Source organism: Sporosarcina sp. D27 (assembly GCF_000586555.1).
GTDB lineage: Bacteria > Bacillota > Bacilli > Bacillales_A > Planococcaceae > Sporosarcina.
Genome location: NZ_AZUC01000056.1, coordinates 1 through 11,921 on the forward strand (window position 1 = coordinate 1; position 11,921 = coordinate 11,921).

The 11,921-nt window shown below is 45.4% G+C and carries 11 protein-coding genes and 1 riboswitch; of the genes, 7 read left to right on the top strand and 4 right to left on the bottom strand.

Annotated elements, in window-relative coordinates; genetic code table 11:
- Window positions 1-317: 317 nt before the first annotated feature.
- A complete protein-coding gene (gene hemQ, locus N693_RS0114475) occupies window positions 318-1,070 on the bottom strand; it encodes a hydrogen peroxide-dependent heme synthase (RefSeq protein ID WP_025785544.1) in 753 nt (250 codons plus the stop codon).
- A 218-nt stretch (window positions 1,071-1,288) separates the two neighbouring features.
- Here hemQ and N693_RS0114480 point away from each other — a divergent pair, with 218 nt between their 5' ends.
- Window positions 1,289-2,131, top strand: coding sequence for a lipoate--protein ligase family protein (locus N693_RS0114480; RefSeq protein WP_051508753.1), 843 nt, complete (start codon window positions 1,289-1,291; stop codon window positions 2,129-2,131).
- A gap of 28 nt (window positions 2,132-2,159) precedes the next feature.
- Here N693_RS0114480 and N693_RS0114485 read toward each other — a convergent pair whose 3' ends face one another.
- On the bottom strand, window positions 2,160-2,792 hold the full coding sequence (locus tag N693_RS0114485) for an RsfA family transcriptional regulator (RefSeq protein ID WP_025785546.1): 633 nt from the start codon (window positions 2,790-2,792) through the stop codon (window positions 2,160-2,162).
- 173 nt (window positions 2,793-2,965) lie between these two features.
- Here N693_RS0114485 and N693_RS0114490 point away from each other — a divergent pair, with 173 nt between their 5' ends.
- Together N693_RS0114490 and N693_RS0114495 are read left to right on the top strand one after the other, a co-directional pair.
- Window positions 2,966-4,264: an HD domain-containing protein gene (locus tag N693_RS0114490; protein WP_025785547.1), complete on the top strand. Its 1,299-nt coding sequence runs from the start codon at window positions 2,966-2,968 to the stop codon at window positions 4,262-4,264.
- Window positions 4,265-4,279: 15 nt separating this feature from the next.
- On the top strand, window positions 4,280-4,786 hold the full coding sequence (locus N693_RS0114495; protein ID WP_025785548.1) for a YwgA family protein: 507 nt from the start codon (window positions 4,280-4,282) through the stop codon (window positions 4,784-4,786).
- Window positions 4,787-4,842: 56 nt separating this feature from the next.
- On the opposite strand, the gene N693_RS0114500 is transcribed toward N693_RS0114495, so the two are convergent.
- Entirely contained in the window at window positions 4,843-5,028 is a 186-nt protein-coding gene (locus N693_RS0114500) for a 2-hydroxymuconate tautomerase (RefSeq protein WP_025785549.1), read from the bottom strand.
- 68 nt (window positions 5,029-5,096) lie between these two features.
- On the opposite strand from N693_RS0114500, the gene N693_RS0114505 reads away from it, so the two are divergent.
- Complete coding sequence (locus N693_RS0114505) at window positions 5,097-5,627, top strand: YwhD family protein (protein WP_025785550.1); 531 nt, start codon at window positions 5,097-5,099, stop codon at window positions 5,625-5,627.
- A 339-nt stretch (window positions 5,628-5,966) separates the two neighbouring features.
- On the opposite strand, the gene N693_RS0114510 is transcribed toward N693_RS0114505, so the two are convergent.
- Window positions 5,967-8,024, bottom strand: a complete 2,058-nt coding sequence (locus N693_RS0114510; RefSeq protein WP_025785551.1) for a transglycosylase domain-containing protein — start codon at window positions 8,022-8,024, stop codon at window positions 5,967-5,969.
- A gap of 163 nt (window positions 8,025-8,187) precedes the next feature.
- On the opposite strand from N693_RS0114510, the gene N693_RS0114515 reads away from it, so the two are divergent.
- The 3 genes from N693_RS0114515 (at window position 8,188) to N693_RS0114525 (ending at window position 11,912) form a co-directional block, all read left to right on the top strand.
- A complete protein-coding gene (locus N693_RS0114515) occupies window positions 8,188-8,625 on the top strand; it encodes a DUF1934 domain-containing protein (protein ID WP_025785552.1) in 438 nt (145 codons plus the stop codon).
- A complete protein-coding gene (gene argS / locus N693_RS0114520) occupies window positions 8,622-10,289 on the top strand; it encodes an arginine--tRNA ligase (RefSeq protein ID WP_025785553.1) in 1,668 nt (555 codons plus the stop codon). Before N693_RS0114515 ends, argS begins: the two co-directional genes overlap by 4 nt.
- A gap of 313 nt (window positions 10,290-10,602) precedes the next feature.
- Window positions 10,603-10,786, top strand: a riboswitch (cobalamin riboswitch).
- 118 nt (window positions 10,787-10,904) lie between these two features.
- A complete protein-coding gene (locus N693_RS0114525) occupies window positions 10,905-11,912 on the top strand; it encodes an ABC transporter substrate-binding protein (RefSeq protein ID WP_025785554.1) in 1,008 nt (335 codons plus the stop codon).
- Window positions 11,913-11,921: the final 9 nt, after the last annotated feature.

Genomic DNA, 11,921 nt, shown 5'->3' on the forward strand with positions numbered 1-11,921 from the left:
CGCGAAAAGTGATCATACCCCCTGAAAAGTGCTCATAAACCACGAAAAGTGATCATACCCTTTGAAAAGTGCTCATAAATCTCGAAAAGTGATCATAACTTCTGAAAAGTGCTCATAAACCACGAAAAGTGATCATAACTTCTGAAAAGTGCTCATAAATCGCGAAAAGTGATCATACCCTCTGGAAAGTGCTCATAAATCGCGAAAAGTGATCATACCTTCTGAAAAGTGCTCATAAACCCCAAAAATCTTCTCATAACCACAAAAAAACCACCCCTGGGGATACCCCAAAAGGCGGCTCACAATCTAAACTACCTTCACACCGCGAAGAAATCTGCGCGTGTGTCATCTTGTAAAATTGTTCCTACGAAGAACTCGCCGAACTCGCTGTAGCGCGCGCTCACTTCGTCAAAACGCATTTCATAGATTAATTTCTTAAACTGAAGCACGTCGTCCGCGAATAGTGTAACGCCCCACTCGTGGTCGTCGAAACCGACAGAACCAGAGATGATTTGCTTCACTTTGCCAGCGTAGCTACGGCCGATTAAGCCATGGCTGCGCATCATTTCTTTACGGATATCCATATCGAGCATGTACCAGTTGACGTCGCCTTCGCGCTTCTTGTCCATAGGGTAGAAGCAGACGTATTGGCTACGTGGAAGTTCAGGATACAAACGTCCGCGAACGTATGGATTCTGGTATGGATCTTCATCCGAATCTCCACCAGCCAGGTAGTTAGAGAGTTCCACTACGGATACGTAAGAATACGCAGGAAGGGTGAAGTCTGCGATGGTGAGTTTATTGAATTCTGCTTCAAGCTGTTGTAATTCGTCCATCGTTGGGCGCAACGTCATGAGCATGAAATCGGCTTTTTGACCGACGATTGTATAAAATGCATGGCTGCCTGTTTTGTTTTCATCCGCAACGTTCAGCTTGTCTAGAAACGCGACGAACTCGTCAACTGCGTGCTGGCGCTCTTCCTTGGAAATGAGTTTCCAAGAGGTCCAGTCCATAGTACGGAAGTCGTGTAATACATACCAGCCATCCAGCGTTTGTGCTGCTTCAATCATGAGAAATCGAACTCCTTTAAATTGAGATTCGTACGGGTGGACGGAGAAAAACCCCCGAGGCAGCCGTTCTTTTCTCAGTGTACCATAACGGACAACTTCAATTCAGCCAAGACACCGGATGTCACTAATTCGACACCGCACAGCAAGTGGAAGAGGAACGAATTGTGGTGTAGACTGAGGATAATCAAACAAAAACATTCACATACAGGAGTCTACTTATGACAGCAATTGAATCCTATTTATCCATCCCGACATGGCGTTATATAGATGAATCCCTGTCGGCTAAAAATCGATCTGCATTAGAATCGTTCGCAGCAGACGATACACTTTGCCAGCTAGTCGGTCAACTACAAAGTGCACCAACCGTCCGTACATGGGTGCACGATCATACAATTGTTCTCGGCGTTCAGGATCATCGACTCCCACATCTAGAACGCGCATTACCAGCCATCCACGAGGCAGGATATAAAACAATCGTCCGAAATTCAGGTGGACTTGCGGTCGTCCTCGATAGTGGTGTGCTCAACATTTCCATCGTATTATCTGAACAGAGTGGTTCAATCGATATCTCGGTAGGCTACGACGTCATGCTGGAATTTATCCGCATGCTATTTCCGGAAACAGGTGACAGGATTGAGGCCTATGAAATCGTAGGATCGTATTGTCCAGGAAGTTATGATCTTAGCATCGATGGGAAGAAGTTCGCTGGAATCTCCCAGCGTCGATTACGACAAGGCGTCGCCGTCCAAGTCTATCTATGTATTGAAGACAGCGGTAGCGAGCGAGCAGCAATCGTGAAAGAATTGTATGAAACTGGACTAGGAGGAGAGATTACGAAATTTGCCTACCCTGTGATTCAGCCGGAAACAATGGCATCGTTATCCGAACTACTCGACCAGCCGCTTACTGTCCAAGATGTTAACTTGCGAATTCAACAACAGTTGAATATGCTTGCAGAAAACGTACAATCTGGCGGTTTCCGTGACGAGGAAATGGAACTTTACACGTATTATTTGAATCGTGTCGTCGAACGTAACGCCAAAATGATTGCTCGAGAATAACAAAAACATTAAAAAAGAACCGCCTATTTTAATGAATAGGGGGTTCTTTCGAGATTAAATTTCCGTTTTGCTCCATTTTGAAAGCGGGAGCGGTATGTTCGCCTTCTTCGTTCAACGTTACAAGACGACGAGCTCGATTCATAATTTCAACAAATTGTTCATAGTCATCGCGAATGGTTTTGTTGTCTTTTTTCAGACGCTCTACCATTTTTTCAAGCTCTGTGACACGGGACTGAGCAGTTTTTGCAGTTTGCTGCCAACGCAGCGCATCATTGTTAATACCACCTGAGTGATGCATGCGAATTAAGAATGCAATAACGGTATCCATGGAAAGTGCAGAAAGCGGAACAGACACCGCGCGTTGGTCATCTTCATTCGTTTGAACCGAGTAAAGAGGTGTCGCACGACGTTTGAAGTCTGTACCAAGTACTCGCAAAGCTTGCTTCCGTTCTTTCTTTGCTTGTGACAATTCTTTCTCGTAGTCTTGTCTTACAACAGCGTTCCAACGAAATCCACATGCAGCTGCAGTTCGATTCAACGCATCCCCGACTTCTTCAAATGCACTTAGTTGAGTGCTGCCTTCTCGCACATGTCGTAGTACCGTCTCTGCCAATAACGTGTCGTTTTCTTCCAACCATGCATCTTGTCTAATTTTAACCATCTCCAATGCCTCCTAATAATTCGTTCTCTCTTTCTACTGACAGCATGGACAGCACGCGAGAATTTTATACAGAACAAAAGATTGATACTTTCATCTTTTTCGAATGTGCCATTTGCAGCTGTCGAACTTGCTGATTTTTGGTATACTAGATAAACGTTGAACGGAGGTGCGAAATGTCGTACGAGCATGAGAAACTGGCAGAAGAAAAGGTGTTTAAAGACCCGGTACACCGCTATATTCACGTGAGAGATCGCGTCATTTGGGATGTCATTGGCACCCGGGAATTTCAGCGACTGCGCAGAATTCGGCAGCTTGGCACAACGTATCTCGTCTTCCACGGAGCAGAGCATAGTCGATTCCAACACTCGCTCGGCGTCTATGAAATTGTCCGTCGCATCATCGATAGCGGCTTCGGAGGACGTCCCGAGTGGAATGAGGATGAACGGCTGGTCGCACTGTGTGCAGCACTCCTGCATGACCTCGGTCATGGACCGTTTTCACATGCGTTCGAGAAAGTATTCGATTTGGACCACGAGAAGTTTACACAAGCGATTTTGTTAGGAGACACGGAAGTGAATGCAGTGTTAAGCCGCGTCAGTCCTGAGTTTCCACAACGTGTAGCCGATGTCGTCGGTAAAACATACAAGGACAAGCTTGTTATCAGTTTGATATCCAGCCAAATCGACGCAGACCGTATGGATTACTTGCAGCGGGACGCCTATTATACAGGCGTTCAATATGGACATTTCGATATGGAGCGAATTTTGCGCGTCATGCGTCCTGCAGAAGAACAAGTTGTCATCAAGTCAAGCGGCATGCACGCCGTCGAAGATTACATCATGAGTCGCTACCAAATGTATTGGCAAGTCTATTTTCATCCCGTTTCCCGCAGTGCAGAAGTGATTCTCATCAAGATTTTGCACCGCGCAAAAGCGCTATATAAAGATGGCTATCGGTTCCTACAAGACCCTGTACCATTCCGGTCTTTTTTCGATAAAACCATTACACTCGAAGACTATATCTCGTTGGACGAAGGAGTCTTATTTACATATTTCCAGCTTTGGATGAAAGAACAAGACCCAATTCTATCTGACTTATGTCGTCGATTCATTAATCGCAAGCTATTTCAATATGCCGAGTTCGATCCTGCGAAAGAATATCGCAAAATTGGTCAACTCGATTCATTGTTCAAAGAAGCAGGCATTGATCCCGAATATTATTTAGTTACGGACTCTTCTTCCGATTTACCTTATGATTTTTATCGCCCAGGAGAAGAAAACGAACGCGTTCCAATCTACTTACAACTTCCAAATGGGGAGTTGAGCGAACTGTCACGGTCATCCGATATCGTCGATGCCATTTCCGGCAAGCGCCGTACGGACCACAAAATCTATTTCCCTGAAGACATACTTGAAGCAGGGCAAGAGGACAATCCTCTCTATAAGGAAATTTTACAGCTAGTAAGAGGCTAGAAAGGAGCGTGCGCAATGCTTGCGGAACACGCGAAAATCGTTCAGATGATTTCCCTGGCGGATGAAGTCAATGGAAGAAAGAAACTACAGAAGATGGTCTACATATTGAAAAAAATGGAGTTTTCCTTTGTAGAGAAATACGAATTGCACATGTACGGCCCCTATTCAGAGGAGCTGACGTTGCGCGTCGAAGAGCTTTGCGAAATGGGATTTTTGGCTGAAACGTGCACAGACAAAGGGTCATACGTCCAATACACGTACCAAGTAACCGAAGACGGACTTAAGTTTTCAGAAACGGGAGACGCTCCAGTAGCCTCCCTTGCGCCATGCATCAGCAAGTTGAATGACCAAAGTTCACGCTTCTTGGAACTCGTCTCTACGTTGCTTTATTTTGATCACCTTGAGCGCACTGAGCAAATCGAAAAAGTCCGTATCGTCAAGAACAAATTGAATTTCTCAGATGAGGAAATGGATGCTGCATTTGCATTCATCGCAGAAATGTCAGCCTGTGCTGTCGCGTAATTCATGCCACTAAAAAGCCGGATGCGCAAGGGGTTCCTTGCTACATCCGGCTTTTCTTATTGGTCACTTAATCGTTTGCCACCAACGGCATAATGATTCTTCGGCATTTCTTCGATGAACACCACAATGTTTTCCCGTGGTGCATTGGCAGTTTCCATGACCGCTTCCGTCACTTTTTCCACCATCGCACGCTTTTGTTCTTCCGTGCGACCTTCCAACATCTTTACAGTTACATACGGCATACAATTTCCACCTTTCCATGAATTTCGGTATAGTAGATATACTACCAGATAGAAAGGGGTTTGCGGAAATGGCAGACGAACAAAAACCGAAACAAAAGTTAGGGTTCACCATTATAAAGAACGACCCAACAGATGGCCATAAAGGATTCGGCATCGGATCGCTATCGTTGGAAAACATCACACCCGTCATGGTTGACACAGGAGAAGAGCTAGCTTCCATCGAAATCGGCGCCATGCATGCGAAGAGCGACATCGAGCGGGGTATCAAGTTCACAACAAATCGAGAAGACTCTGAAGGCGGCAAGCTCTACTGGCTCGTCTGGGTCACAATCGATTTCAATGAAAACGGACCGTATTATGCGGGAGTCACGTCTTGTGAAATGATTGTCAACCGTGAAAAACGCCGTGGATATAAGGTGCTCGCTGATCACGTGAATTTGATGGATAAATCCATGAAGCGCCGCATTATCGTAGATAATATGGATGGAAAGTCGAAAAAAGTGCTAGCGGACTTCCTGAAAACGCACAATGAAGATATGTGGAGTAATAGTGAACCAAAACTTCACATCGATCTCAGTGAATCGTCCCCTCATTTATGAAATAGGTCGAAAAATCACTGAAAATCGACAATAGGTAGTTGAATGTCTCGACAAAACGAAGTAAAATAAGGATAGCTTGCAATTGCTAAGCTAGGACACACGGGTTCGCCCGACAAAAAAGCTCCCCGCCCGTTAGACCCAACAGGCAGGAAGCTTTTTTTGTTGTGAAAAGGAAGTTTTTTCTAGTGAAAAGGTGTGAAGAATTCTAGCGGCTCTTGCTAAGCCCAATCAATTGCGTATAGGCACGTTGGAGGAACCAATTCGCTCGTTACCACGAGGAACCCGCTCGTTGCCGCGGGCCACCCGCCCGTTCAACAAGGCCCCTCTCTCATTCCAACATCACTCAAAAAACGAAAATGGGAACAACTCGAACTCCTTCTCTTTCTTCGAACCAGTCATCCGTGACTCACGCAACGTTTTATCCGTACAAAGTTGCTTCGGAACGTCCTTCTCTTTCATATAAACAAGCCGCTGCTTGCTGCACCCTTCAACCGCCAAGCCACCCGTTTCGATATCCACAGTCACGCCTTTCACGCCCTTCGGTGGAAGAAAGGGCTCAGACAGCAATCCCTCATGGGCACCTTCCATAAATTCGATCCAAATCTGTTTCGACACAGATTTATCGATTGCATTTTCTAACTGTTTCCCGACGTCATAGCCTGTCCATATACCCGCAGTCAGCGTTGGTGAATAACCAATCAAATATTGATCGGATATCGTCGTTCCTGACTTAGCGGCATAAGGACGAGATTGCTTCGCTCGCATTGAAATACCTGTAGAAGTCAAATAATCATTGAAAACAGGGTCAAACATGCCGGTCAATAAATGCGTCAACACAAACGCGTTCTGCTCTGTCATCGCCCGCTTTTTTGTTTGTTCAGGATGCTCGTATACAAGTTTTCCACGAGAATCTTCGATGGATAAAATCATCACGGGTTCCACTTTCTTTCCACCGGAGGCGATTCGATTATACGCACCCGTCATTTCAAACAGCGTCACAGAAGACGTCCCGAGTGCTACTGCAGGAGACTCCGGAAACTTTACATTAATCCCGAGGTTCTCAGCCATTGCATTGTACTTTTTGTATCCAACCTCTTCCAGCGTTTTCACGGCGTAAATGTTGTCCGACACCGCAACGGCCTGCGCAAGCGAAATCGGGTGATCCCCGAATTTGCCGTTCACGTTGCTTGGTTCATATGAAGAACGTCCATCGTCATACGTGAAAATTGTCCGCTCTGTCGAGATATACGTAAGGGGATTAAACCCGTCTTCCAAAGCCGCCGCATACAAAATGGGTTTCATCGCAGAACCAGGTTGCCGCTTCGCCTGGGTTACCCGGTTAAACGGACTACCAGCAAAACTCCGGCCTCCAACCATCGCTGTCACTTCACCCGTCTCAGGTTTCATCGCAACGAATCCGACCTGTAACTCATTCTCTGGCATCTTGTTCGCAATAACATCTTCAGCGGTTTTTTGATGCTTCAAGTCAAGCGTCGTCTTAATGGTCCACCCGCCTTCAGCAGGGTACCGTCCCTTGTCGGTCAAGATTTTTTCAGCCTCTTGCCATACCTCATTCAAAAAGTAGGGAGCGACATCTTTAGAACTTGACCAATCTTCTGCTTTTAGCGCTAGGTTCTGATTTGCCGCACGATCTTTTTGCTCCGAGGATATGAACCCTTGTTCTTCCATCAATCTCAAAACAATTTTTCTTCGATCTGTAGATTTTTCTAAATTTGCTACTGGGGAATAAATCGAAGGACCTTTCGGAATCGCTGCAATTGTGGCGGCTTCTTCCAACGTCAGTTCGCTCGCTGATTTCGCAAAGAAATACCGACTTGCTGCTTCCACACCATACATTCCATGTCCGAAATACACAGTATTCAAATAGCCTTCTAAAATCTTTTCTTTATCGTAAAATAACTCCATCCGGTATGCGTAGAGCGCTTCATTCGCCTTACGGGTCCATGACTTTTCATTGGATAAATACAAGTTTCTTGCATACTGTTGCGTAATCGTACTCGCACCTTCTACTTTTCGACGAGCCTTGACGTCTTTTAGCACCGCACCGCCAATCCGTTTGTAGTCAAAACCGTTATGCTTATAAAAGTTTTTATCCTCTACGGCGATGAACGCGTCCACTAGGGAAGGAGACATGTTGTCAATATCGACCCAGTAACGTCGCTCGCCCGAAAAACGATCACCGATTTCCTTATTATTACGGTCCATAAAAACAGATGCTTCAGGAACGCTTAACGAAGGCGCGCCGGCAATTTGTGCATACACTCTCAGGCAGACAAGCACTGTAAACAGTGCGGTTGCAGCAGTAATTGCGACCAGCCCGGCGAAACGGAACCGTGCTCTGCGTTTATTCTTTTTTACATAGTCCGTTCGCCGCATCTCATCCCAACCTCCTCGACACTCTTTAAAAAGTAGTATGCGAAAGGTGAGGGCAAATTAAACGGAAGACTTGGAAAAAACGCATCTTGTCAAGCAATGATTGAAAAAAGGACTGTTGGAAGGCTATAATAGAGAGATATATGAAATTAAAGGCGGTGAGCGGATGGGAACGCAAAATTCGGCTGTGCCGGTAAAGATTAAACTAAAGTCGGCAATCCAACATCCCGGACAGGAAACCGATAAATATGAGCTCGAAATAGAAGGAACAATCGTTGAAAAAGCAGGCAATCGGTACTTGCGTTATGAAGAAGAGCAGAATCGTGAACTCATAAAAACGATGATCAAGCTAGACCCAGAAGACGCACTCGTTATGCGGACAGGGGCCATCCGGATGCGACTACCATTTGAATTGAACGGCAAGCGTGTTGGGACATACGCCAATGGACCACTCGAGATGGACCTAATTGTAGTAACAAAAGCACTTTCCATTAAATCTGAACAAACAGCAGGCGAATTCCACGTGCATTACGACATGCACTCTGAACAATCCTTGCTTGGCAGTTACCAACTAACTATTCACTATGCGGAGGGAACACTATGAATGCAGTAGAACAAATCCAGCACGAAGTTAAGATCGCCTTGCACAACGCAGTTCTAGCGACAGGCTTAGTAGAAGAGACAGAAATACCAGCCATCAAGCTGGAAACACCAAAGAGCAAAGAAAACGGCGATTACGCAACGAACATTGCGATGCAGCTCACTAAATTAGCGAAAAAGCCTCCGCGTGCGGTTGCAGAAGCAATTCTTGAGAAATTGGATAAAACGGGTACATCCATCGAGACAATCGACATTGCAGGCCCAGGGTTCATGAACATCGTTTTGAAAAAGGATTACCTAGATGACGTTGTAAAAACAGTGATCGACCAATCAGCAGCATACGGTCGCAATGACTCGGGCAAAAATGAAAAAATCCAAGTGGAATTTGTATCAGCGAACCCAACAGGTGACCTTCACTTAGGACATGCTCGTGGTGCATCACTAGGAGATTCGCTATGCAACATTCTCGACTTTGCAGGCTACGACGTATCCCGCGAATACTACATTAACGATGCTGGTAAACAAGTTGAGAACTTGGCGTATTCAGTAGAAGCACGTTACTTTGCAGAACTAGGACTCGAGAAAAAAATGCCGGAAGACGGCTATCAAGGTCCGGATATCATTGAAATTGCTAAGAAACTTGTTGAAGAAAATGGCGACAAATTTGTGCACATGTCCGATGAAGAGCGTTATGCATTCTTCCGTGAATACGGCCTGAAGATCGAACTCGGCAAATTGCAGCAAGATTTAGCAGACTTCCGTGTCCCATTTGACGTCTGGTTCTCAGAGACATCTCTATACAAAGACGGTAAAATTGACGTAGCGTTGAACAAGCTTCGCGAAAATGGTCACGTCTTTGAAGAAGAAGGCGCGACATGGTTCCGTTCGACTGAGTTTGGGGACGACAAAGACCGTGTACTTATTAAAAACGATGGCTCGTACACGTATTTGATGCCAGATATCGCCTACCACGAAGACAAATTGAATCGTGGATTCGATAAGCTCATCAACATCTGGGGTGCAGACCACCACGGCTACATTCCACGTATGAAAGCGGCAATTCAAGCACTTGGTTATGACCGCGATACGTTAGAAGTGGAAGTTGCGCAAATGGTACAGCTCTATAAAGATGGCGAAAAGTTCAAGATGAGTAAACGTACTGGTAAAGCCGTTACACTTCGTGAACTCGTTGAATTGGTCGGCTTAGACGCAGCGCGTTACTTCTTTGCGATGCGTTCAGGTGATGCACAAATGGACTTCGACTTGGATCTAGCCGTTTCTAAATCCAATGAAAACCCAGTGTATTACGCGCAATACGCACATGCACGAATCTCTTCGATTTTACGTGCTGCTGAAGAAAAAGGCGTATCCGCATCTGTTGCCAACGTATCGTTGTTGAAAGCAGAGAAAGAAATCGATTTGATCAAAAAAATCGGGGACTTCCCACAACTCGTCAGCGACGCAGCGCGCCTCCGCGCACCGCACCGCATCACGACGTACATTCAGGAACTTGCATCCACATTCCATAGTTTCTACAATGCGGAAAAAGTATTAGATGATGAGAATCGTGAGCTATCTGAAGCACGCCTAGCGCTGATCACAGCAGCTCGCACAACGATTGCCAATGCTTTGAAACTTGTTGGCGTCGCAGCACCAGAACGTATGTAATTTTCTGATTTGAGCCCTCCATTTGACGTGGAGGGTTTTTTGTTTTAAAAAACAAGCGAAGCGCACCCAAATAATCCCTTAAACTAGGTTGAATTGTGTGCCGTTATCGAGAAACTTTGCTAAGTGATCGAGAAATACTCACATGTGTCCGAGAAACTAGCCTAAGTGTCCGAGAAAACAATGCAAGTGTTGGACCAATCGCAATAAGTGTCGGACAACCCAAAACTTCCACCATCCACACATCATGACATTATTCGCCAGCACCCTCTCGACATTTCCAGACACTTCTGTATAATAGGAATGTATCAAATTACATAACAAACAAGAAAAAGGTGCCTTGAGCAATCGAGGTTAAAAGGGAAGCCGGTTCCAATCCGGCGCGGTCCCGCCACTGTACGTGCTAGCTTACTCGCTACTGCCACCGGACACCACCGGGAAGGCGCGGAATAAGCCTCGATGCACAAGCCAGGAGACCTGCCTTTTTTCGGTAATCACCCGAGATCTACGAGGATAGACATGGTGAAATTTGGCGAAATCCGCCTCATTTCCAATGCGCTCATCCTCCATATACACAATGGGGGATTTTTGTTTGGACAAAATAGGGGGAAACAACTCATGAAAAAGATGTGGCAACTGTGGCTTACAGCCGTACTTGCTGTCCTGCTCCTAACCGCTTGCGGTGGAGCAGATGACAACAAGGACAAAGGAACTGACAACAACACAGCAACAACAGAGCAATCCGATAAAGATAACGGATCTGGTTCAGAGGCAAGTGAAGATACCGAAGCGGTTACCTACCCAATGACAATAAAAGATACTACTGGTGTAGAAATCACACTTGAAAAAGCACCAGAAACAATCATCTCTACACTTCCAAGCAACACAGAAATTCTCTTTGCACTTGGACTCGACGACGAAATTGTTGCAGTCGATGATTATTCCGATTTCCCGGAAGCAGCAAACGAAAAAGAAAAAATCGGTGATATGAACCTCAACATCGAAAAAATCATCTCTATGAATCCAGAAATTGTATTCGGACATGAAATGTCACTTCCTGGTTCTGAAGCAGGCTATCAACAAATCCGCGATGCTGGAATTCCCGTTTACATCGTGAAAAATGCTATGAACTTCGATGAAACTTATAGCACGATAGAAGCAATTGGTGAAGCAACTGGCAAGCCAAAAGAAGCAGCAAAAATCGTCGCAGACATGAAAGCAAAAGTCGATGAAGTAGTTGCAAAAACTGCCGACATCGAAACTCCAAAACGTGTAATTGTAGAGACATCTGACGTACCTGAAATCTACGTACCTGGTAAAAATACATTCATGCAAGAAATTCTCGATAAGATCGGTGCTGAGAACGTCGTGACAGAAGAAGGATGGGTCATGATTAGCCCTGAAGAAATCGTTAAACAAAATCCAGATGTTATGGTCATCATGCACGACTACACACCAGACGTCGTGAACAGCGTGAAAAAGCGTGATGGTTTCGCAGACATTACAGCTGTCAAAGAAGACCAAGTTGTACAAGTAGACTCGAACTTAACTAGCCGAACAGGTCCACGACTTTCTGAAGGACTGGAAGAAGTCGCAAAAGCAGTCTATCCTGAGGCCTTCAAGTGAGAAAACCTC